The organism is Prauserella shujinwangii, assembly GCF_003001955.1.
Taxonomy (GTDB): Bacteria; Actinomycetota; Actinomycetes; order Mycobacteriales; family Pseudonocardiaceae; genus Qaidamihabitans; species Qaidamihabitans shujinwangii.
Window position 1 is genome coordinate 256,213 of sequence record NZ_PVNH01000001.1, and the last position, 22,719, is coordinate 278,931.

At 70.9% G+C, this 22,719-nt stretch carries 17 protein-coding genes, 1 pseudogene and 4 CRISPR repeat arrays; of the genes and pseudogenes, 14 read left to right on the top strand and 4 right to left on the bottom strand.

Features of this window, described 5'->3' with window-relative positions; all coding sequences use genetic code 11:
* Positions 1 to 326 precede the first annotated feature (326 nt).
* Positions 327 to 1,634: a CRISPR direct-repeat array (repeat unit 28 nt; unit sequence GTGCTCCCCGCGCATGCGGGGATGATCC).
* 154 nt (positions 1,635 to 1,788) lie between these two features.
* The 13 genes and pseudogenes from cas3 (at position 1,789) to B0I33_RS01205 (ending at position 17,266) form a co-directional block, all read left to right on the top strand.
* Entirely contained in the window at positions 1,789 to 4,566 is a 2,778-nt protein-coding gene (gene cas3, locus B0I33_RS01150; protein WP_219927101.1) for a CRISPR-associated helicase Cas3', read from the top strand.
* Positions 4,556 to 6,199 (top strand): type I-E CRISPR-associated protein Cse1/CasA, encoded by a 1,644-nt coding sequence (casA, locus tag B0I33_RS01155; protein ID WP_219927102.1) that lies wholly within the window; start codon positions 4,556 to 4,558, stop codon positions 6,197 to 6,199. Before cas3 ends, casA begins: the two co-directional genes overlap by 11 nt.
* Positions 6,196 to 6,825: a type I-E CRISPR-associated protein Cse2/CasB gene (gene casB / locus B0I33_RS01160; RefSeq protein ID WP_106176601.1), complete on the top strand. Its 630-nt coding sequence runs from the start codon at positions 6,196 to 6,198 to the stop codon at positions 6,823 to 6,825. Before casA ends, casB begins: the two co-directional genes overlap by 4 nt.
* Positions 6,822 to 7,940 carry a type I-E CRISPR-associated protein Cas7/Cse4/CasC gene (gene cas7e / locus B0I33_RS01165; protein ID WP_106176602.1) on the top strand — a complete coding sequence of 373 codons (1,119 nt, stop codon included), beginning with the start codon at positions 6,822 to 6,824 and terminating at the stop codon, positions 7,938 to 7,940. The genes casB and cas7e overlap by 4 nt, the downstream gene beginning before the upstream one ends.
* The gene (cas5e, locus tag B0I33_RS01170) at positions 7,937 to 8,662 is read left to right on the top strand and encodes a type I-E CRISPR-associated protein Cas5/CasD (protein ID WP_106176603.1); all 726 of its coding nucleotides are present in this window, start codon (positions 7,937 to 7,939) and stop codon (positions 8,660 to 8,662) included. Before cas7e ends, cas5e begins: the two co-directional genes overlap by 4 nt.
* Position 8,663: 1 nt before the next feature.
* A complete protein-coding gene (gene cas6e, locus B0I33_RS01175; protein WP_106176604.1) occupies positions 8,664 to 9,341 on the top strand; it encodes a type I-E CRISPR-associated protein Cas6/Cse3/CasE in 678 nt (225 codons plus the stop codon).
* On the top strand, positions 9,338 to 10,288 hold the full coding sequence (gene cas1e / locus B0I33_RS01180; RefSeq protein WP_106176605.1) for a type I-E CRISPR-associated endonuclease Cas1e: 951 nt from the start codon (positions 9,338 to 9,340) through the stop codon (positions 10,286 to 10,288). Before cas6e ends, cas1e begins: the two co-directional genes overlap by 4 nt.
* Positions 10,285 to 10,692 carry a type I-E CRISPR-associated endoribonuclease Cas2e gene (gene cas2e / locus B0I33_RS01185; RefSeq protein ID WP_106176606.1) on the top strand — a complete coding sequence of 136 codons (408 nt, stop codon included), beginning with the start codon at positions 10,285 to 10,287 and terminating at the stop codon, positions 10,690 to 10,692. Before cas1e ends, cas2e begins: the two co-directional genes overlap by 4 nt.
* Positions 10,693 to 10,778: 86 nt before the next feature.
* Positions 10,779 to 11,599: a CRISPR direct-repeat array (repeat unit 28 nt; unit sequence GTGCTCCCCGCGCACGCGGGGATGATCC).
* Positions 11,600 to 12,100: 501 nt separating this feature from the next.
* Complete coding sequence (locus tag B0I33_RS01190) at positions 12,101 to 12,676, top strand: winged helix-turn-helix domain-containing protein (protein WP_106176607.1); 576 nt, start codon at positions 12,101 to 12,103, stop codon at positions 12,674 to 12,676.
* Positions 12,677 to 12,690: 14 nt separating this feature from the next.
* Positions 12,691 to 13,014, top strand: a pseudogene (locus tag B0I33_RS30840) (SRPBCC domain-containing protein); the annotation flags it as partial.
* Positions 13,015 to 13,159: 145 nt separating this feature from the next.
* On the top strand, positions 13,160 to 13,618 hold the full coding sequence (locus B0I33_RS30290) for an SRPBCC family protein (RefSeq protein WP_245900378.1): 459 nt from the start codon (positions 13,160 to 13,162) through the stop codon (positions 13,616 to 13,618).
* The gene (locus tag B0I33_RS01200) at positions 13,615 to 15,195 is read left to right on the top strand and encodes an MFS transporter (protein WP_219927104.1); all 1,581 of its coding nucleotides are present in this window, start codon (positions 13,615 to 13,617) and stop codon (positions 15,193 to 15,195) included. Before B0I33_RS30290 ends, B0I33_RS01200 begins: the two co-directional genes overlap by 4 nt.
* Before the next feature lie 312 nt (positions 15,196 to 15,507).
* A CRISPR array of direct repeats spans positions 15,508 to 16,754; the repeat unit is 28 nt; unit sequence GTGCTCCCCGCGCACGCGGGGATGATCC.
* A 131-nt stretch (positions 16,755 to 16,885) separates the two neighbouring features.
* Positions 16,886 to 17,266: a hypothetical protein gene (locus B0I33_RS01205; RefSeq protein ID WP_106176608.1), complete on the top strand. Its 381-nt coding sequence runs from the start codon at positions 16,886 to 16,888 to the stop codon at positions 17,264 to 17,266.
* Between the two features lie 144 nt (positions 17,267 to 17,410).
* Here B0I33_RS01205 and B0I33_RS01210 read toward each other — a convergent pair whose 3' ends face one another.
* Complete coding sequence (locus tag B0I33_RS01210; RefSeq protein ID WP_219927105.1) at positions 17,411 to 18,310, bottom strand: hypothetical protein; 900 nt, start codon at positions 18,308 to 18,310, stop codon at positions 17,411 to 17,413.
* A gap of 175 nt (positions 18,311 to 18,485) precedes the next feature.
* Positions 18,486 to 18,941: a CRISPR direct-repeat array (repeat unit 28 nt; unit sequence GTGCTCCCCGCGCACGCGGGGATGATCC).
* Positions 18,942 to 19,047: 106 nt separating this feature from the next.
* The gene (locus tag B0I33_RS01215) at positions 19,048 to 20,748 is read right to left on the bottom strand and encodes a sulfatase-like hydrolase/transferase (protein WP_106176609.1); all 1,701 of its coding nucleotides are present in this window, start codon (positions 20,746 to 20,748) and stop codon (positions 19,048 to 19,050) included.
* Positions 20,749 to 20,864: 116 nt separating this feature from the next.
* Here B0I33_RS01215 and B0I33_RS01220 point away from each other — a divergent pair, with 116 nt between their 5' ends.
* Entirely contained in the window at positions 20,865 to 21,542 is a 678-nt protein-coding gene (locus B0I33_RS01220; RefSeq protein WP_106176610.1) for a RibD family protein, read from the top strand.
* 9 nt (positions 21,543 to 21,551) lie between these two features.
* Here B0I33_RS01220 and B0I33_RS01225 read toward each other — a convergent pair whose 3' ends face one another.
* Entirely contained in the window at positions 21,552 to 21,956 is a 405-nt protein-coding gene (locus B0I33_RS01225) for a DoxX family protein (RefSeq protein ID WP_106176611.1), read from the bottom strand.
* Entirely contained in the window at positions 21,949 to 22,710 is a 762-nt protein-coding gene (locus tag B0I33_RS01230) for a CDP-alcohol phosphatidyltransferase family protein (RefSeq protein WP_245900379.1), read from the bottom strand. Before B0I33_RS01230 ends, B0I33_RS01225 begins: the two co-directional genes overlap by 8 nt.
* Between the last annotated feature and the right edge of the window lie 9 nt (positions 22,711 to 22,719).

The window sequence follows — 22,719 nt, forward strand, 5'->3', positions numbered from 1 at the left end:
CGACCGAATGCCTGCCTGCTGTCGGGGCCGGTGTGGTCGTCCGTCGACCTCGACGAGCGTGGCCCGATGTGCGGCCGCAGCGACGGAGCGGGAACCGGCGGTATTGGCCAGCGTGGCGCGGAGGCTGCGGAGCTGTGACGCGAGGAGAACTCTGAACGCCTGGCCTATGTGAGGTGGGACGGTACTGCGTGGAAGTCGTGGAAACGCTTCCACGCGAGGTTGGCTTTCGGTCCCAGGTAGTTACTGACGGGTAGGTGGTTGCGTGGTCGGCGAGCAAAGTGAATGAGATCTGGCATACCCGCTAGTATCTCCGCAGGTCAAGAAGTGTGCTCCCCGCGCATGCGGGGATGATCCCTGGGTCGAGTACTCGTTGATCGTGTCGAGCAGGTGCTCCCCGCGCATGCGGGGATGATCCGGAATTCGGGATCACCACCGAGAAGCTGAAGAAGTGCTCCCCGCGCATGCGGGGATGATCCTGCGGTACCGAACTCGGTGACCCGGCCCGCTGCGTGCTCCCCGCGCATGCGGGGATGATCCGGCGGAAACATGGCTACTAACCTCGATACCTACGTGCTCCCCGCGCATGCGGGGATGATCCGCAGGTCGGCTGGCACCCAGGGCACCGACTCCGGTGCTCCCCGCGCATGCGGGGATGATCCTGGCACGCACGCATCGAGATGGACAAACTACAGGTGCTCCCCGCGCATGCGGGGATGATCCTTCGGTTGGACAATCGACGGCGTTTCGTTCTACGTGCTCCCCGCGCATGCGGGGATGATCCGTTGACCTCGATCTCGCCGGTAACCTCGCGCTTGTGCTCCCCGCGCATGCGGGGATGATCCGGCAACTCTCGACAGGCGAGCCAGAAGCCCCGCGTGCTCCCCGCGCATGCGGGGATGATCCCCGGCGCGTGAGCTGCGGCCAGCTGCGGTCCCGGTGCTCCCCGCGCATGCGGGGATGATCCGCACCTTGAACGCCGCGCCGATCCAGGTAAACAGTGCTCCCCGCGCATGCGGGGATGATCCGCTCGAAGACCCCGGACACTGAAAGAGGAAGCCGTGCTCCCCGCGCATGCGGGGATGATCCCAGGACATGTCACTCACCGATGAAAACGGCGCTGCGCTCCCCGCGCATGCGGGGATGATCCGCGCTGCTTGGCCACCACTGCATTGGGCATGTGGTGCTCCCCGCGCATGCGGGGATGATCCGAGCTAGAAACGCTGGCGGGCTTCTAAGAAGGGGTGCTCCCCGCGCATGCGGGGATGATCCAACTCGCGAGTGCCCACCCCGGCGTCGCGCAGCGTGCTCCCCGCGCATGCGGGGATGATCCGGGCGACGGCCAGAGCTTCGTGTTCTCCCGCCTGTGCTCTCCGCGCATGCGGGGATGATCCGACGGGCGCCTACCTGATATTCCTGCCCCAGGCGTGCTCCCAGCGCATGCGGGGATGATCCGGCCGCCATGTCGATGGCGGGTGTGGCGGCGTGGTGCTCCCCGCGCATGCGGGGATGATCCGGTCGTCCCGGACTCCTCGCTGGCCACGATCACGTGCTCCCCGCGCATGCGGGGATGATCCGGTCCGCTCGACTCCGTTGGAGCAGCTGCGGCGTGCTCCCTGCGCATGCGGGGATGGCTCGCACCAGGTGCCGCGGGACCTGGCGCTCCCACGTGCGCAGGACCGGGAGAACGGGACCACGAGATCGCGGCCATATGTAACGAAACAGTAACGCAGAGCTGTCTCATGGGCCGCCGAGGTAACGGTAGGTCCGGATCGCTCGACTTGTTCGGCGATGACTCTGAGCGATGCGGCTCGGTCGGTGTGGGCCAAGTCGCCGGACGACGAGGGTGGCTGGCTTCCGCTCTGGCAGCACATGGAGGACTCGGCCGCGGTTGCCGGTGCCTTGTTCGACGACTGGCTCGCGCCGAACGTGGTCCGGCTTTTCGCCGAACCCTTCGGCGGGGAGCGCGATGTCGCGCGGCGGGTGCTGACCTTCCTGGCCGGCGTTCACGACCTCGGCAAGGCGACACCGGCCTTCGCCGTGCAGCACATCAGCCTCGCCCAGCGCATGCGCGAGCACGGTCTCTACATGCCCGCCAATAAGGCGGCGCTCCCGGACCGGTGGTTGGCTCACCACTCCGTCGCGGGTCACCATCTGCTGGTCCGCTGGCTGGCCGGGCGAGGGTGGCCGAAGAACACCGCCCGAACCTGGGGCGTGGTGCTCGGCGGCCATCACGGCACCACACCCGACTCGGACAGCGTGAAGGCGGCCCGCCCGGACGAGGTTCCCGAACTGTATGGTTCGGACACCTGGCGGGAGGTGCAGGACGAGCTGGCGAGCTTCGTCGCCATGCGAACCGGCATCGAGTCCGAACTGGACGCTCTCGCGGACATCCGGCTCTCGGCGCAGTTCCAGGTGCTCGCGACCGGGCTGGTGATCGTCTCCGACTGGATAGCCAGCAACCAGGACTTGCTGCCCTACCACCGGGGCAGCCTTCCCCCGGTGCGCGCCGACGAGACGCGGGTGCGGCGCGCGCTGCGGCGGCTCCGGCTCCCGGAGCCCTGGCGGCCCCGGCCGCTTCCGGACGTGTCCACGCTTTTCTCCCAACGGTTCCGCCTTCCGGCCGGTGCCGAGCCCCGGCCCGTGCAGCGAGCGGTGCACGAACTCGCGTGCCAACTGCCCGAGCCCGGGCTGCTGGTGGTCGAGGCGCCGATGGGTGAGGGCAAGACCGAGGCCGCGCTCGCCGCCGCGGAGGTCTTCGCGGCGCGCTGGAACCTCGGCGGCGTTCTGGTGGCCCTGCCGACGCAGGCCACCACCGACGCGATGTTCGCGCGGGTCCTCGCCTGGCTCGACGCGATGGGCGCGGACGACCAGCAAGTCAGTGGCGCCATCACGCTCGGCCACGGCAAGGCCCGGTTCAACCGCCTGTTCCAGGGGTTGTTCCAGTCGGGCCGCCCGGCGCAGATCGGCTGTGACGAGGCGGACGGGCCCCGGCATTCCGTCGCGGCACACGCCTGGCTTACCGGGCGGAAGAAGGCGCTGCTCGCCAACTTCGCCGTGGTGACCATCGACCAGCTGCTGTTCGCCGGGCTCACGTCGCGGCACCTGATGCTGCGGCACCTGGCGCTCGCGGGCAAGGTCGTGGTGATCGACGAGATTCACGCCTACGACGCGTACATGAACTCCTATCTCACGAAGGTGCTCACGTGGCTCGGCGCGTACAAGGTGCCGGTGGTGGCGTTGTCGGCCACACTGCCACCGGAACAGCGCAGCGCCCTCGTCGACGCCTACCAACGCGGTCGTGGCGGCACCGCCGGGCAGCCGGATGCGGGGACCGCGTACCCCGCCCTGACCTCCACCACCGGGACGTCCTCGGAAAGCCGGGCGGTGCGGCCGTCCGGACGGTCCACTTCGGTCGCGGTGACCGCGCTGACGGACGACCTGGACCAGCTGGTCTCGGTGCTGCGGGACGCCCTGGCCGACGGCGGTGCCGCGCTGGTCGTGCGCAACACCGTACGCCGGGTCCTCGCCGCCGCGGACCGGCTGGAACGGGAGTTCCCGGGCGAGGTCACCGTGGCCCATTCCCGGTTCATCGTCGCCGACCGGTTGCGCAAGGACACCGAACTGCTGGACGGTTTCGGCGCGCCCGGCCGCGCCTCGCGCAGGCCGTGGCGGCACATCGTCGTGGCGTCCCAGGTGGTGGAGCAGTCGCTCGACGTGGACTTCGACCTCCTCGTCACCGATCTGGCCCCGGTCGACCTGGTGCTGCAACGGATGGGCCGCCTGCACCGGCACCAGCGGGACCGGCCACGGCGGGTGAGCACGGCGCGGGTCTACCTCACCGGTGCCGACTTCGGTGCCGCACCTCCGGAGCTCGAACCGGCCGCGGCGCGCCACGTCTACGGCGCGTACCCGCTGCTGCGCTCGGCCGTGGTGCTGGCCGAGCGGTTCGGCCGGACCATCGAGCTGCCCGGCGACATCGCGGACCTGGTGCGCCGCGCCTACGGTGCCGACGAAATCGGCCCTCCCGAGTGGCGGGAAGCCATGGCAGCCGCGCGGGCGACGTGGCTGGAGCGCACCGAGAAACGCGAGCGCAAGGCCGGCACCTTCCAGATCGCGCCACCGTCCCGGCCGGGCAAGGCCATCATCGGGTGGCTGTCGGCCAGCATCGGCGAGACCGACGACGAGGCACAGGGGCAGGGGCAGGTGCGCGACGGCGCGCCGAGCCTGGAGGCGCTGCTCCTGGTCCGCGACGAGGACGGCCGGTGGCGGACGCCGGGCTGGCTCCCGGACGGTGCCGGGAACCTGCCGGTCCCACGCGAGGAGCCGCCGCCCGACGACCTCGCGGAGACGATGGCGGCCTGCGTGCTCCGGCTGCCGCTGACCTTCAGCAACCCGGATGCGGAGGACGAGTTGTGGCAGGCGACCCCACCGGCGTGGGAGCAGTCGCCGCTCATCTACCGGCAACCGGTACTCGTCGTCGACCGCGGCGGCTACGGCCGGATCAATGATCGCTCCCTGCGCTACACCCCGGAGCGCGGTCTGGAGGTGTTCGACAGTGCCGGATGAGCGCGGGTTCAACCTGCTCGACGAACCGTGGATCGTCGTGACCGATCGGGCGGGCCGCGAGCACGAAGCGTCCCTTGTGGACGTGTTCGAGCAGGCGCCGGAGCTGACGGTGATCGGCGGTGAGGTCCCGACCCAGTCGTTCGCCATCACCCGGCTGCTGCTGGCCTTCCTGCACCGAGCACTGGACGGCCCCGAGGACCAGCGGGCATGGGCGGAGCTGTGGGCCCGGCCCGGCCTGCCGATGCGGGAGATCCGTGACTACGCAACCCGGGTCCGCCACCGGTTCGACCTGTTCGACCCCGAGACACCGTTCTACCAGGTCGCCGGGCTGCGCACCGGCAAGGGCGAGGTTTCCGGGCTGGCGAAGATCGTGGCCGACGTCCCCGACGGGGAACCGCTCTTCACCACCCGGTCCGCGGCCAGCCTCCGGTCCCTGCGGCCCGCCGAGGCCGCCCGCTGGCTCATCCACGTGCACGCGTTCGACCCGTCCGGCATCAAGTCGGGCGCCGTCGGAGACCCGACCGTCAAGGGCGGCAAGGGCTACCCGATCGGCACCGGCTGGTCCGGCCAGCTCGGCGGTGTCCTCGCCCAGGGCGCCGATCTCCGCGAGACGTTGCTGCTCAACCTGATCGCGCGCGACGTGCCCAGCTACGTCCAGATCGGCGGACCGGACGATCGGCCGCCGTGGGAACGGGACCCGGACACCGCGCGATGGCGGGAACGCGAGCCACGCGGCGCCATCGACCTCTACACCTGGCAGACCCGGCGGGTCCGACTGCACGGCGACCGCGACGGCGTCACCGGTGTCGTCCTGGCCAACGGTGACAAGATCCAGCCACAGAACAGGAACAAGCAGGACCCGCACACCGCCTGGCGGCACAGCGAGCCACAGAGCAAGAAACTCAAGACCGTCGTCTACATGCCGCGCGCGCACGACCCGAACCGCTCGGTGTGGCGCGGTCTGGAGGCTCTGCTGCCCTCGGTCTCGCCCCGGCGCGGACGCGGTGACCAGGCACAGCGCTATCTCTCGCCGGGAGTGCTGCAGTGGCTGGACGACCTGGCCGAGGAAGGCCTGCTCGCCGAGGACTTCGTGCCGAGCCTGCGGATGCAGGGCGTCGAGTACGGAGCGCAGAGCGCCACCTACGCCGAGATCGTCGACGACATCCTTCCGGTGCCCGTCCTGCTGCTGCGGCAGGACCGGCCGGACGCGGGCCGCACCGCCACGGGTGCCGTCGACGACGCGGAGCGGGCGGCCTCCGCGCTCTGGCGGTTCGCCGAGAACCTCGCCCAGGCCGCGGGCGCGGAACCGAAGTCCGGCGCGGGCGACCGGGCGACGGAACAGCTCTACGGGTTGCTGGAGCGGCCGTACCGGGAATGGCTCGCCGGACTGCGGCCCGGCAGGGACCTGACCGAGGCACGCCGCGCGTGGCAGCGAACGGTGCTCGACACCTGCCACGCCATCGGCGCCGAACTGGTCACCGGCGCACCGGCCAAGGCGTGGACGGGACGCACCCTGAACAACAGGCAGGTCAACGTACCGCTCGCCGAGGCGTGGTTCCGCGCGGCCCTGCGCACGGCACTCGAACTCGTCTCCGCCGGTGCGGCGGACGCGGACACCGAGGGAGCACGATGACAGCGGAGACAACGGCGACGGAGACCGGCAGGCAGCGGCGGCTCGGCGTGCTCGGCAGGGCCCTGACCGGACGGATCGACCGGCTGCAGACCGCGTACCTGCGTGACCAGCCCGCCGCCAAGGCGAGCTTGGCTCAGTTGCGGCGGGGACTCGGCAAACCGGCGGGCAGCGTGCCGGAGATCTGGGCACTGACGGTCGGCGCCGTCCCGCCGGAGCTGGTGTGGCGGGACGACGAGCCGAGCCACGCCGAGCAGGCGGCCCACGCCGCCCTCACCCTCTATGCCCTGCACCAGCAGTCCCTCCCAGTGCCCGCGCACGTCCCCGGCACCTCGTTCGGACACGCGGTCGGCCGCCTCCGCGACAACGAGTCCCGCAGCGAGGAGGCCGTCACGCGCAGGTTCATGGCGGTGGCGACCGCCGAGTCGATGGACGAGCTCCTGGTCCATGTGCGGGGCCTGGTCACGCAGCTGCGCGCGCACCGGTACGGCTTCGACTACGCCCGGTTCGCCGACGACCTGCACGACCTGCTGCGGCCCGGCGGAGCCCAGCGCGTCCGGCTGGCCTGGGGCCGCGCCTTCTACCGCACCACCACCGACACCACGGAACAGGGAGCCGAACAGCCATGAGCCGGACCATTGTGGACATCCACATCCTGCAGACGGTGCCGCCGAGCAACCTCAACCGCGACGACACGGGCAGCCCGAAGACGGCCACCTACGGCGGGGTGCGCCGGGCCCGCGTGTCCAGCCAGGCGTGGAAACGCGCCACCCGGGTCGCGTTCGACGACCACCTGGACCGTGCGGAGCTGGGCGTGCGCACGAAACGGATCGTCGAGCTGCTGGCCGAGGAGATCGAGGCCCGGAAACCGGAACTGGCGGAGCAGGCCGGTGAGCTGGCGGCGGAGACGATGAAGCAGGTCGGCATCACGCTGGAGAAACCGAAGAACAGGGACGCGCCGGAGTCCGGCTACCTGGTCTTCTTCAGCAGACGGCAGATCGAGAACCTCGCCGGTGCGGCGATCGAGGCGGCCGACGCCGAGGACGCCGGCAAGGCGCTCAAGGCCGCGAAGGTCAAGGATCTCGCCGATCGCGACCATTCCGTGGACATCGCCCTGTTCGGCCGCATGGTGGCCGACCAGGCGGACATCACCGTGGACGCCGCGGCGCAGGTCGCGCACGCCATCAGCGTGCACCCGGCCGAGACGGAGTTCGACTACTACACCGCGGTGGACGACCGCAACACGGAGGAGGAGACCGGCGCCGGCATGATCGGCACGGTCGAGTTCAACTCCTCGACGCTGTACCGGTACGCGACCGTCGACGTGAACCGGCTGGCCGACAACCTCGGTGACCGCGCGGCCACGCGAAGGGCCGTGGAGGCGTTCGTCTCCGCGTTCGTGCGGTCGATGCCGACCGGGAAGCAGAACACGTTCGCCAACCGCACCCTGCCGGAGGCGGTCGTCGTGCAGCTGCGGGACAGCCAGCCGATCAACCTGGTCGGCGCGTTCGAGAGCCCGGTCCGCGAGCTCGGCGCCGCGGGCCGGGTCAAGGCGGCCTCCGACGCGCTGCGGGACGAGGCCCGCGAGATCGAGCGCGCCTACGACGAGACGCCGGTGGCGGCGTGGGTGACGCGGGTCGGACCGGACACCGCGGCGCTGGACGACCTCGGCGAGAACGTGCCGCTGGCGGATCTGGTCGACCGGCTCGGCGCGCAGGTCGCGACGCGGCTGGAACAGCGGTGAGTGTCGTCGCGCTGCGCCTGGCCGGTCCGCTGCAGTCGTGGGGATCCGGCAGCCGGTTCGTGCGCCGGGGCACCGAGCGGGAACCCACCAAGAGCGGTGTGCTCGGGCTTGTCGCCGCCGCGCGCGGGCTGCGCAGGGAGGACCCGCTGGAGGAGCTGCTCGGCCTGCGGTATGGGGTCCGGGTGGACCGGCCCGGGCAGCTGCTGCGCGACTTTCACACGGCGCAGCGCCCGAAACGGGAACGTGACGGCAGCGTCACGTGGCGTTCGCTGCCGCTGTCCCAGCGCTACTACCTCAGCGACGCGGTGTTCCTGGCCGTGCTGGAGGGCGACCGGGCGCTCGTCGAGGGGATCGACGAGGCGCTGCGGGCGCCGCATTTCCCGCTGTACCTGGGGAGGCGGTCGTGCCCGCCCGCCGGGCCGGTGGCGCTGGGCACGGCGGACGGCGACGTCGAGCAGGCGCTCGCCACCTGGCCGTGGCAGGCGAGCGTGCGGGTGCAGCGTGCGCACCGGGAGCGGACCGTGTGGCTCGCGACGATCCGCGATGCCAAACCGGGGACGCCCGAGGCCGAACCGGTGCGGGACATGCCCGTGAGCTTCGATCCGAACCGGCGCGAGTACACCTGGCGTTCGGTGGTGCGGGGAACTGTGGAGATCCCCAACGAGCACGGCACCGTGCCGGCCACGGGGGTGCACGATCCGATGTCGTTGCTGGGGGAGTGACGTGTTCCTCACCAAGATGCCGGTCAATCCGCGGCGGCGCGGCGCGCGGTTGCTGCTGTCGTCACCGCAGGCCATGCATGCCGCGGTGCTCGCCGGGTTCCCGGACGCGCGGCCCACCGAGGAGGGCCGGGTGCTGTGGCGGCTCGACACGTACGAGGCGTATCGGGTGTGCCTGTTCGTGGCGAGCCCGGACAAGCCGGACTTCACGCATCTCGTGGAGCAGGCGGGCTGGCCGGCCACCGAGACGTGCTGGCAGACGCGGACGTACGACGGCCTGCTGGGTTCGCTGCGGGTTGGGCAGCGGTGGCAGTTCCGGCTGACCGCCAATCCGGTGCGGTCGGTGCGGCTCGGCCGGTGGGCCGACACCAAGCCGGTCGGGCATGTCACGGTGCGCCAGCAGCAGGTCTGGCTGCTCGACCGGGCGGAACGGCACGGTTTCCGCGTGGCGGACAGTGCCGTCGCGGCGGGGGAGCCGGACCTGGCCGTGGTGGACCGGGCGGTGCGCCGGTTCGGCCGGAAGGGCGGGCAGGTCACCCTGTCGACGGCGACGTTCGAGGGACATCTCGAGGTCGTGGACCCGGATGCGCTCCGGCACACGCTGACGTTCGGTCTCGGGCGCGCCAAGTCCTACGGGTGCGGTCTGCTTACGCTGGCCGTCACCCAGGGAGGTGGCCGGTGAACACGGTCGGGCGCTATGTCGCCAGCCCGAAAGAGCTGGTCCGCGCGGCCGACCGACTGTCCTTTCTGTACCTGGACCGGTGTGTGGTCAACCGGGACAGCAACGCGATCACCGCGACCGACGAGCGTGGCACCGTGCACATTCCGGCGGCCGCGGTCGGTGTCCTGCTGCTCGGGCCGGGGACCACCGTGACGCATCAGGCGATCATGCTGATGTCCGACAGCGGCTCCACGGTGGTGTGGGTGGGGGAGCAGGGCGTGCGGTACTACGCGCACGGTGTCTCGCTGGCCCGGTCCGCGCGCCTGCTGACGGCGCAGGCGGAGGCGGTGACGAACTCCCGGTCGCGGTTGCGGGTCGCGCGGGCGATGTACGAGATGCGGTTTCCGGACGAGGACGTGTCCGGGCTGACGATGCAGCAGCTTCGCGGCAGGGAAGGCGCGCGGGTGCGGCGGGTGTACCGGGAGCACTCCGAGCGGACCGGTGTGGAGTGGACCAGCCGCAGTTACGATGTGGACGACTGGGAAGCCGGGGACGAGGTGAACCAGGCTCTGTCCGCGGCGAACGCGGCGCTCTACGGGGTCGTGCACTCGGTCATCGTCGCGCTCGGGTGCTCGCCTGCGCTCGGTTTCGTCCACACGGGACATCACAGGTCGTTCGTCTACGACATCGCGGATCTGTACAAGGCGGAGCTGACGATCCCGGTGGCGTTCGACATCGCGGCGGGGTCCGGTGAGGACATCGCGGGCGAGGCGCGGCGCCGGATCAGGGATGCGCTGCACAACGGCAAGTTGCTGCAGCGCTGCGCCAGGGACATCCAGCGTCTGTTGCTGGACGCCGATCCGGAGTCCGTGGGCAGCGAAGAGTACTTCGAGGTCGACGTCATTTCTCTTTGGGACGAGCGGCAGGGCGAGGTGCCGGGCGGGGTATCCTACGGGGGCGTGCTGTGACGATCGTGGTGCTCACGGCGGTGCCGCCAGGACTGCGCGGGCACCTCACCCGGTGGTTGCTGGAGATCAGCCCCGGAGTTTTCGTCGGTTACCTGTCGGCGCGGGTTCGTGAGCTGATGTGGGACCGGGTGATCGAGTTCGTCGACGACGGCCGGGCGCTGCTGGTGTACTCGGTGCAGGGCGAGCAGCGGCTGGCCTTCGAGGTGCACGGGCACGACTGGACGCCCGTGGACTTCGACGGCATCACCCTGATGCGTCGGCAGACCGTGCCCGACTACGTTCCGGCGAACCGGCCGCCCCGCAAGCGCGAACCTTCCGAACGCCCTGCCTACGAGGGCGCCGCGATGCGCGACGAGACCGTGTGGAAGCGTCGCGAGGCGAGGCGCAAGTTCCGCCGCAAGTAGTTACCCGCTGGTAGGCAGTCGTGTGTGCGGCGAGCAAAGTGAAGGAAATCTGGCATACCCGCTAGTATCTTCGCAGGTCAAAAAGTGTGCTCCCCGCGCACGCGGGGATGATCCTCTGGGGAAGGTCAAGCCACGATTCGGTGGTGCGTGCTCCCCGCGCACGCGGGGATGATCCGTGGTCATCGCAGCCGCCCCGCACATCATCGCCGTGCTCCCCGCGCACGCGGGGATGATCCGTCGACCTCCATTCCGTCCCCGGCGGCCTCGGCGTGCTCCCCGCGCACGCGGGGATGATCCCGGAAGCGCACCATCTGGCAGGAGCGCGAGCATGTGCTCCCCGCGCACGCGGGGATGATCCGTAGCCGCTGCCTTGAACGAACCAGCGATCTCCGTGCTCCCCGCGCACGCGGGGATGATCCGGTCGACGTGACCGTGGCCGGAGACGAAGGAGAGTGCTCCCCGCGCACGCGGGGATGATCCGGCGCAGGATGGCGCTGCCGGATTGTCCGACTTGTGCTCCCCGCGCACGCGGGGATGATCCCTCTAGGCGTGACGAACTCCTCGGCGAGTTGACGTGCTCCCCGCGCACGCGGGGATGATCCGCGCGTCACCTGATGGTGCTCCCTTCCGGTCGTGTGCTCCCCGCGCACGCGGGGATGATCCGACCGTGCGAGGCAACGACGGACGGACACCACCGTGCTCCCCGCGCACGCGGGGATGATCCGCAAAGTAACAGCAAATGATTCCCGCGTACGCTGTGCTCCCCGCGCACGCGGGGATGATCCCGGGTCGATCGGCGCGAGTGGCACCTCGGTGGGGTGCTCCCCGCGCACGCGGGGATGATCCGCGTTGGCGGCCGCGGTGCACGCCGACGTCGGTGTGCTCCCCGCGCACGCGGGGATGATCCGAACGCGATGGCTGCGGCCACACCTGTTTCAGGTGCTCCCGGTGCACGCGGGTGTGGGCCGATCGTGCGTAGTGGCGGAGGACGCTGGGTGCGGCGGCGATGACCGGTCCGGCCGCGCTGGGTGTACGTCGAACGTCGCAGGTTGCGGGGTGCGCCGTTTCCCGCGGAGTTTCGGCGGGTACCGGACATCGTGCCGACGGCGGGATCAGCAGCCTCAAGTTCGGCGCCGACGGCGTCACCATGCGGGCCATGCCGGACGGCTTGCGAGTGTATCCCGCGTGTTGGGCCGTCGCCGTCGACGCGTCCCAAGTCGTACCGGTGATCGCCACACCCCGCTCCGGCCGCGGACCGGGCGAGTTCGATTCTGCGGGATGCCGCGCTGACCGCGCGCCGTCCCCGCGCCCTGGCCGAGGCGCAACGCACCTTCAGGTCGGCGCCCGAGTGGGTCGCCGCCCGGCAGAAGGTTGACAAGCCCCGACCGACGTACAAATATTTCTTGTCGTGAAGGAAGTCTTGTACCTCGATCGGTTCGAGCAGGCTGCGGCACTGCTCAAACCGCAGCGGGTGGGTGTGTTGCGGCAGCTGGCCGAGCCTGGCACCTGCACCCAGGTGGCCGAACGGCTCGACCAGACCCCGCAGTGGGTCTACTACCACGTGAAGCGCCTGGTGGACGCCGGTTTGGTGAGCCGGGTGGACGAGCGTCGGGTGCACGGCATCCACGAGGGCGTCTACCAGGCCAAGGCGCGGACCTACTGGCTGTCGCCCCAGCTCGTCGGCAGGATCGGCGGGCCCCGCACGCGTGACGAGCTGAGCCTGGGGTTTCTGCTGGACATCCTGGAGGAGGTCCATACCGACGTCGCCGCGCTGGCCGAGACCGCAAGCCTGGAAGCCGCTCCGGAACTCCCCTCCATCGGGCTCGCCGGTGAGATCCGGGTGCCGCCGCACCTGCGCAAGGAGTTCCTCGCGGAGCTGAAGACCACGATGCAGACACTTCTCACCCGCTACGGCGGCGCCGAGGGTGACGCGTTCAAGCTCGCGGTGGCCTGCTATCCGAACGTTCCGAAGGAGGCTCCGTGAGCTCGACGCTGACGATGCGGGCACGTTTCGATGTGCCACTTCAGCGGGTTCACCACGCCCTCACCGATGCCGAGGCGCTGCGGATCTGGTTGGCCGAGCACGCCGAAGTGGAACTGCCGGGGACGTACGCGTTCTGGGGCCGCTACACGCCAGAAGGCGACGTGCCCCGCCAGCGGCCGCTGCATGTGGACGATCGCACCCTGCGGTTCTCCTGGTCGCTGGACGGCGAGGACACCACCGTGGCGATCGAACTGGCCGAGGACAGGCCGGATGCCACGGTCCTGTCGCTGACCCAAAGCCACGTCCCGAGCTGGGAGGATGTGGTCGCTGGCCGCGGCGTCCGATGCGTGCTGGCCACTTTTTGGGGACTGGCGTTGGCGAATCTCGCCGACTACCTCGCCGGCCGGGAGCTGACTCCCATGTGCGACTTCGCCTCGTCGCAACTGCAGGCCACGGTCGCCATCGACGCGCCGCCCCGAGGACGTGTACGACGCGCTGGTCGAGCCGGAACTGTTCCGGCAATGGTTCGGCGTCACCATGGAGATCGAACCGGCCGTGGGTGGGCGCTGGGCCATGGGGGGCTTCCACCTGGAGAACTCCGTGGCCAGGATCGTGGAGCTGGTGCCCGGCAAGAAGGTCGTCCTGGACTGGGGCGCCCTCGTGGAGACCTGGGAGCTGGCGGGCTCGGCCGGTCGCACGTACTTCACCTTCGTGCAGAGCGGTTTCGACGACGAGCATCCCCCATACGCCAAGTGGATGGGGTGGCTCGCTCGCGTCGGTGAGCTTCGCCGCTTCCACGAACTGCCCGACTGGCGTCCGACCGTGCTGCAACACGAGATTCCCGGCACGCCTCGGGAGATCCTCGTGCCGCATCTGCACAGAAGTGCCGATCGGCGGCGGGGTTCCGCCCGCCTGACACAGCCGAACGGACAGGAGAGGTGACCGGCGAGGTCCCGGTCAAGGCCGGTCGCCGGGAGTGGATGGGGCTGGCGGTGCTCGCCCTGCCCACCTTCGTCGTCGCCATCGACCTCTTCGTGCTGCTGCTGGCGCTGCCGAGCGTGGCTGCCGATCTCGGCGCCGACAGTGTCCAACAGCTGTGGATCACGGACATCTACGGGTTCCTGCTTGCCGGCTTCACCATCACCATGGGAACGCTGGGCGACCGGATCGGCCGGCGGAGGCTGCTCATGATCGGCGCGGTGATGTTCGCCGTCGCCTCCCTGTTGTGCGCCTTCGCGACCAGCGTGGGGATGCTGATCGCCGCTCGCGCGTTGCTGGGCATCGCGGGAGGTACGCTCGGCCCGTCCACCCTGGCGCTGATTGGGAACATCTTCCAGGATCCCCAGCAGCGTGCCACCGCCTTCGGCGTGTGGGGGAGCGTCTACACCCTCGGCAGCCTCGTCGGACCGGTCATCGGCGGCGCCATGCTGACCCAGTTCTGGTGGGGCTCGGTGTTCCTGCTGGGGCCGCCGGTGATGGTGCTGGCGCTGGTACTGGGCCCGCGGGTGCTGCCCGAGTACAGGGACAGCAAGGCGGCGCGCCTGGATGTGGCCAGTGTGGCGCTGTCGCTGGCGTCCGTGTTGCCGATCATCTACGCCATCAAGGAGTTCGCCCGCCACGGCTGGGCCGTGCGGCCAGGCGTCGCCCTCGTTATTGGGCTGACCGCCGGCGTGGTGTTCCTTCGCCGACAGCTCAACCTGAGCACTCCGATGCTGGATCTGAGCCTGTTCCGCAACCGTGTCATCGGCTCGTCCCTGACCGGACAGCTGGCCTTCGCCAGCTTCGGTGCCGGATTCAACCTGATCATGGTGCTCTACCTCCAGCAGGTCACGGGCATGTCGACGCTGGAGGCGGGACTGGCGATGGTGCCCGGAATGGTCACCGCCGCGCTGGGCTTCCAGATCTATCCGAAGCTGGCGGCCCGGTTCCGCCCGGGCAACGTCATCGCGGTCGGTCTGATTCTCGAGGCGATCGTCCTCATGTCGCTCACCCAGCTCGAAGCGACCTCGGGTGCCACGTTCATGATCGTCGGGTTCGCGCTCACCGCGTTCGGCATTGCGACGGTCGGGCTGGGCACCAACCTGGTCGTGGGATCCGCTCCGCCAGCGAAGATGGGGGTTGCCGGATCCCTGGCGCAGTTGGCCAACGAGTTCGGCGGGATGTTGGGCATCGCCCTCTACGGCACGCTTGCCACGGTCGTGTACCGGACTCAGATGCAGGACGTCATACCGACCGGTGTCCCGGTCCCTTCGGCCGCCACCGCCGGTGACAGTCTCGCCGGTGCGACGGCGGTCGCCGGCGATCTGCCTGCCGAGCAAGGTGAAGAACTGCTCACCGTCGCCCGGGAAGCCTTCACCAGTGGGGTGCACGTGGTTGTCGTGGTCGGGGCCGCGATCTTCGCGGGGGTGGCTGCTCTCATCGCGAGGAACCTCAGGAACGTGCCTCCTTTCGACCGGCCCCAACCGGCTGGCCGGGACGAGGTACCGGGCGAGGACGAACCGGTGCCCGATATCGCCTGATCTCGTCGGCTTGGTGCCGTGCCAGGAGACACCAGATCCGGACGCTGATTGAGCACGACCTGAATCGTGCTGACCTGCGCGGTGATGCTGGGCGCCGGTAGGCGGCTCTGCCTCGAGGACGTCAGGCCGGGCGCGCTACGGCTGGCCCTGTCTACGGGGCGCCGCGAGGCGCGACGAGACTGTGTGGAAGCGCCGCGAGGCGAGGCGCAGGTTCCGCCGCAAGTAGTTACTCGCCGGTATGCGGTCGTATGGGCGGCGGGCAAAGTGAAGGAAATCTGGCATACCGGGTAGTATCTTCGCAGGTCAAGAAGTGTGCTCCCCGCGCACGCGGGGATGATCCCGAAAACTGAACGTAAACGGGCGGAATCATGCGGTGCTCCCCGCGCACGCGGGGATGATCCGGAGGAGACACGTCACCTGTCCGGCGAGAGGCCGTGCTCCCCGCGCACGCGGGGATGATCCGCTTTTTGTTCTGTCCCAAGTTTTTCAGGACGGTGCTCCCCGCGCACGCGGGGATGATCCTGACGCGAGACCTCGTCGTAGCGCTGGCGTAGCGTGCTCCCCGCGCACGCGGGGATGATCCGTAGATCCGCTGGGAATCATCGGACAGGTCATCGTGCTCCCCGCGCACGCGGGGATGATCCGCGCATCCCCGTACACCCGCTCGGCGTCGGACAGTGCTCCCCGCGCACGCGGGGATGATCCGGGTCGGCCGCACTGGTGGTGGGCGGCCGACACGTGCTCCCCGCGCACGCGGGGATGATCCCCCGAATGCGGCGAACCCTAGTTCGTCCGCTCGGTGCTCCCCGCGCACGCGGGGATGATCCCTGCATCGATCAGCCTGCTACCGGGGGAGTACCGTGCTCCCCGCGCACGCGGGGATGATCCCGAGTACAGCGATGTGCAACCCGTCGTGACTGAGTGCTCCCCGCGCACGCGGGGATGATCCGTTGATCACAACGGTTTGGTGACCCCTCTTGCGGTGCTCCCCGCGCACGCGGGGATGATCCGGTGCGCCAGCTCCGCGACGCGGGGATCGTCGTGTGCTCCCCGCGCACGCGGGGATGATCCGCGGCGCATCAGCTCATCCACCGCGGCCTTGACGTGCTCCCCGCGCACGCGGGGATGATCCGCCATCCAGGCGCAGGGCTCGAAGACCTTCCGGGTGCTCCCCGCGCACGCGGGGATGATCCGCTGGCGCGGGACGGCTCCACGCCGGTGCAGCTGTGCTCTCCGCGCACGCGGGGATGATCCGCACTGGCGCTGCAGGCGGATCTCCGCCGACAAGTGCTCCCCGCGCGCGCGGGGATGATCCCGCCCAGCCGGACCTCGACGCGGTGGTCGCCGCGTGCTCCCCGCGCACGCGGGGATGATCCGGCCACCGGGGAGATGCGCGCATTCCCGGTGCGGTGCTCCCCGCGCACGCGGGGATGATCCGGAATACGCCGACGACCTCCGCCGCCGCCGCGAGTGCTCCCCGCGCACGCGGGGATGATCCGCGCACGCGGCAGGGCGACCCTTCCGAACCCCCGTGCTCCCCGCGCACGCGGGGATGAGCCGGGTTCCAAAGGCGCGTCTCGGTCAACAGGGCGTGACGCGCACGCGGGAGAACTCGAAGACGCACTCGTCGGGGGTTTCGGACTACCCCTTGCAGTCTCGTTCTCGCGGACACAGCAGGTAGCGTCCGGGGATGGACACTGCGGCCTCCAGGCCACCCGTCCTCCTGATCGGGCTTGATCCGTATCGGGCGCCCGGCCCCTGGGACCCTGAGCCGGTCGTTGAAGCGATCGATGCGGGGCTCCAGCGATTCGCTGAGCGCAACGTTGGTGTTGAGACCTGCCTGATCGGCCTCGATGGCAGCAACGACGTGGAAACGGTCGTCGGCAACGCGCTACGCGCCCGACCGTGGGAATGTGTCATCGTTTGTGGCGGCCTGCGAACGGCCGACGATCAGGTCGAGCTGTTTGAGCGACTGATCAATCTGGTGCGACGACACGCTCCCGACGCGGCCATCGCGTTCAACACCACCCCGTCGAACACCTTCGATGCCGCTGCTCGCTGGATCATGTGAAGCCAGCAAGACTCCATGGCACACGTCTGCTGCGGAGGCCGATCTGGCACAGCGGAGCAAAGCTAGGTTCCCCGTCCGTCTGGTGAACCGGAGGATCCCCTGCTCGTGGGGCCGATGGTCACTTGTCGCCGGACGCTGGACCAGTTAGGTCCGGGAAGCGGTGAGTACCAAGGGGGTGGTGACGTCGTGCCGGATGCTGAGATCGGCGAAGAAGCCACCTAGCCAGCCGAGTGCGTCCAGCGACCATTCGGTGAGCGTTCCGTGGAAGGTGGCCCGGTGCTGGGGAGGGCCGTTCCAGAGGTGGTCGCCGAAAGGAAGAGTTTCCACGAGCGGGTCATGTTCGGTGAGTGACTGTGACTCGCACACGAACACGTCCTGGTCCAGCCTGCTCAGCCAGTGTCGGATCCGCGGCACCGCCCGAGGCAGTGATGCGGACTGACCGCTGTCCAGGGTGACCCGTATGCGGGTCCGTGCCTGGTCGTTCCCGTCGGCGAACCAAGCCGCTGTGGGCAGCGACGGTTGCAGGGCTGGGTGCGGGCGCGGGGGCTTGCCGAGGCACTGCACGGGGAGCAAGATCTGCACGGCCCGCAGTGTGAGCGTGCCGAGTCGAGCCATGACATCGTCGACACACCGCAGGAACGGCTGCACCGGCAGCGGCCGCTCACCGGGTACCGGTGGCTCGGCCCCGACCTGGAACCAGGCGATCAGCGGGACGTCGGGCGTGCCGAGCGGGTGCTCCCGCCCGGCGTCGTTCATGCCCCACAGGCCCGCCGCGCCGGTCTCCCGTTCCGCGAAGCCGTCGGCGGTCCGCGACACCACGCCGCCGAGGTCGTCCAGCCAGCCCAGGGCGAGCGATCTGTCGTAGAAGAGGCGGTAGACGTCCCGGTCGCTGTCCGGATCCTGCCACGGGTGCGGAACGAAGTCGCCGTACAGCGCGGCGAACATCGTGCCCACGGGTTCGCGGCTATCCGGCGCCACGCCGGGTTCGGCGCGGGCGGACACGTACCGTTCGGGCAGCCCTCGCTGCCGGTCTGAATCCACCACGCCGCGACCTTAGGATCACGGTGGCCTCCGCGCACGCGATATCCGGGCAACGGGGTTAGCCTTTGTCCCAGAGGGCTGTTCCGCAGGACGTTACTCCCAGTAGGTAGGGATGTCTCGGGCTCGTAAAGTGAATGAAATCTGGCTCGTCCCGTAACATCGGCCCAGGTCAGGAAGTGTGCTCCCCGCGCACGCGGGGATGATCCACGTCGGGTCGACGACGTGCGCACTCGGGCTCAGTGCTCCCCGCGCACGCGGGGATGATCCTACGCGTCACATCCGATTTGTTCACTACCGAATGTGCTCCCCGCGCACGCGGGGATGATCCGGTTCAGAAGCAGCTCACAAAGGCTATCAAGGCGTGCTCCCCGCGCACGCGGGGATGATCCCACTCCCCTCGTCAGCCCGACCACGTCGGGCGAGTGCTCCCCGCGCACGCGGGGATGATCCGGACTGGTAGCCGTGCCGGGTGTTGCGCGGCTGGTGCTCCCCGCGCACGCGGGGATGATCCGGCCTTGGTGCTGTGACGTCGTGACGCTGTAGCGTGCTCCCCGCGCACGCGGGGATGATCCGGACCGGCTGTGGACAGGTGAACCTGCGGCCGGTGTGCTCCCCGCGCATGCGGGGGTGAGCCTTCCGAAACGACGCCGACCCAGCCACTCGGCAGAGCTCGTCGCGCCCCGGGAGAAGCTCCGCCCGATCGACGCTCCCGGAAATCAAGTCCCTACGGCCAAGCACCATCAGCTCCCCGGCGCGCCTTCCCGCGGCCCGAACGCGGTCAGGAAGCGGTCCCGGAAGGCGTCCATCCGCCACACCGGCGCGCGGGGGCCGGGCCGCAGGCCCTCGTCCCAGTTCCAGCCGGAGATGCGCTCCAGGACCGCCCGGTCGCGGGCGACGATGGTGATCGGCACGTCGTGGCCCGCGTCGGGGCCGGTGACGGTCGGGGCGGGCTGGTGGTCGCCGACGAACACGAGCACCAGATCGTCGTCCCCGTGCGTCTCGACGTAGGAGATCAGGGTGTTCAGCGAGTACTCGACGGCACGCCGGTAGTCGGCGCGCCGCTCGGCCCGGTCGCGGTCCGCGCCGGACCCCGGCCCCGCCGCGCCGGAGGGCATCCGGTGGAACACCGACCCGTCGCCCACCTGGTCCCAGCCGATCAGCCGCGGCGTCGCCGTCCACGGACCGTGGCTGGACACCAGCGGGATCACCGCGGCCAGCGGGCCGTGGTCGGGTTCGGCGCGCTCGGCCCGCTCGAACTCCGCCAGCACGTACTGGTCGGGCATGGTGGCGTAACCGAAACGCGGACCGCGATAGCCCAGGTCGTCCGCGGCGCGGACGCGGTCGTAGCCGTAGTACGCACCCTCCGGCCAGGCTCGCACGATCGCGGGCTGCACGCCGACCGTGCGCCAGTCCGCCCGCCGGAACGCGTGCGTGAGGCTGAACCGGTCGCTCGCCACCAGTGTCCGGTAGCGCTGCTCGTTGTCCACCCACAGCCCGGACAGCAGCGTGGCGTGCGCGAGCCAGCTGCCGCCGCCCGCCGTCGGCGACGTCAGAAAGGCGCTGCGCGCCGCGAACCCCGCCTCCCGCAGCCGCCGCGTCCCCGTGTCGAGCACCGCGCCGACCTCCGGCGCGAACTCCGGGTCCGCCAGCGCCACCCTGCCGTAGCTCTCGACGAACGTGAGCACGACGTCCTTGCCGCGCAACGCGGTCAGCAGCTCCTCGCCGGGCGTGCCGTGGAACGCGTCCGCCGCGGCCAGCTCGGCGAACTCCTCGCGGTCGCGCAGGCTCGCCGCGACCCGGTGCGCTTCGCCGTGCAGGAACCGCGCCGTGCCGAGGGAGGCGAACGGGGTCCCCGGCACGAGCCCGGCCCCGGTGATCGCGAACCCGAGCCACCCCGCCACGGCCACCGCGAGCCCCCGCAGCGCCACGGCCCGGTGCCGCCGCAGCACCCGGGTCAGGTGCCATGCCGCCAGCGTCGTCAGCAGCACCACGGCGACCGCGCCCGCGACGGCCAGCGCCACCGCACCGACCGCCGCCGCCCGCCCGCTGGTGACGCCGAGGTAGTCCACCGCGGGCCCCAGCATCGGCCAGTCGAGCACCGGGTCGAACGGCCGGTGCAGCACCGCGTCGAAACCGAGATGCAGCGCGCGGAGCACGGTCAGCAGGCCCAGCGCCGCTCCCGCGCACGCCGCCGCCACCACCTGCGCCCTGCCGCCCAGCGCCAGGATCAGCGCGGCGCCGAGCAGGCCCTCCAGGGGTAGGCGCACGAACGCGCCCGGCGTGAGCCCGCCGAACTCGGCCGGGACGACCAGCGCGGCCAGCACCAGCGCCGCGGCCACGACGGTGCCCGTCCCGCTGACCACCCGGCGCGCGGGACGGCCCCGGCGGGCGCCTTCCGCCGCCACGTGCTCCGTGCCCGGCTCCTTCGACACCACCGCCACCGGCCGCCCTTTCGTCGCGTTCCGCCGCTCACCCTCGACACGTACGATGGGCCGCCCGTGTTCGGCGGCCGCCCGAACTCCCGACCGAACTCCCGACCGACGACGAACGGAGCGCCGTGGCCCGACCGCACGTCCTGCTCAGCGTCGCCGTCAGCGTGGACGGCTTCATCGACGACGCGGGCCCGGACGTCCTGCCGCTGTCCAGCGCCGAGGACTTCGACCACGTCGACCGGCTGCGCGCGGAGTCCGACGCGGTCCTCGTCGGCGCGGGCACCCTGCGCAGCGACAACCCGCGCCTGCTGGTCCGGGACGCCGCCCGGCGGGCGGCGCGGCGCGCGAGCGGGCTGCCCGAGCACCCGCTCAAGGTCGCCGTGTCGGGCAGCGGTGACCTCGACCCGGCGCTGCGCTTCTGGCACCACGGCGACGGCAAGCTGGTCTATACCACCGAGCGGGGGAAAGGCGTGGCCGCCGCCCGGCTCGGCGGGCTGTCCGACGTGGTGTCGCTGGGTGCTGACCTGGACCTCGCGCGGCTGCTCGACGACCTCGGCGGCCGGGGCGTGCGGCGTCTCATGGTGGAGGGCGGCGAAGGCGTCCACACCGCGTTCCTCGCCGCGGGGCTGGCGGACGAGATCCGGATGGCGGTCGCGCCCGTGCTGATCGGGCAGGCGGGCGCCCCACGGTTCGTCCGTCCCGCCGCGTTCCCCGGCGGCCCGACCCGCCGGTTCCACCTGGCGGAGGTGACGCGGGCCGGGGACGTCGCCGTGCTGCGCTACCTCCTCCGGCCGCCCGGCTGACGGCCGCCCTCAGCCCACGGCGGGCCCCGCGGCGGAGCGGGGCAGCAGGGCTCGCACCGTGTCCCGGCGGAACCACGCCACCACCGCCGCCGGCACCAGCAGGATCGCGGGCAGCACCGCGTCCCCGTCGGCCAGCAGGAACAGCTCGGTGCCGACGGCCCCCACCAGCACACCGCACAACCCGAGTGCGGCGAGTCCGCACAGCCGGGGCACCAGCAGCCCGATCGCTGCCGCCAGCTCCAGCACGCCGGTGAGGTACCGCAGCCACTGCCCGAACCCGATCTCGTCGAACTTCCGTACGAAGTCGTCGCCGAACAACAGGGTGGCGCTGTAGACGAAGTACGCGGCCAGCAGCACCTGCAGGATCCAGAGGACGATCTCGCCGGCTCGCGCGCCGGCCGTTCGCTCATGCATGGGGCAGTCCTTCCGCTCGGCAGACCGTCATCGAACCCGCCGCGCGCCTGCGGCGCCACAGCCACGCGCAGTCCCGCCCGAAGGAGAACGCCAGCGCGGCCAGCGCGAACCCGGCGACCACGGCCGGGTACGGCAGCAGCCCGGACGCCAGCACCGCCAGCACGATCCCCTGCAGCGCCGCCACCGCCTTGCGGAGCACGCTCGGCGGCAGGTCCGCGCGCAGCCACGGCAGCGCCCACGACGCCGCCACGAAGGCGTACCGCAGCCCGCCGATGCCGAGCACCCACGGCCCGGTGCTGAGGGCGACATGCCCGCTCAGCACGAGGATGAGGAACGCGTCGACCTCCATGTCGAACCGCGCGCCCAGCGCCGACTCCGTGCCGGTGCGCCGGGCGACCCGCCCGTCCGCCAGGTCGAGCGCCAGCGCCGTCGCCGTCAGCGCGAGCACGAGCGGCGGCAGCGCGGGCCCCGCCTGCCCGGCCTGCCCGAGCTGGTCGGCCACGCTCGCCGTCACCCCGCCGACCAGGACCATCCGCGCGGCGGTGACCCGGTCCGCCGGGCCGGGCACGCGCGTCCCGGCGCGGCGCATCGACCGGCCCAGCAGCAGCCAGGAGGCGCCCGCGTAGCCGAGCCCGGCCAGCCACCCGGCCGCCCCGAGTCCGGTGGTGGCGGCGAGCACGCCGAGCAGCCCCACCTGCGCGCCCGCCCACAGCGCCCGCTCCCGCGGGGCCGGGCCGGTTCCGTCGTCTGGCACGTCCATCAT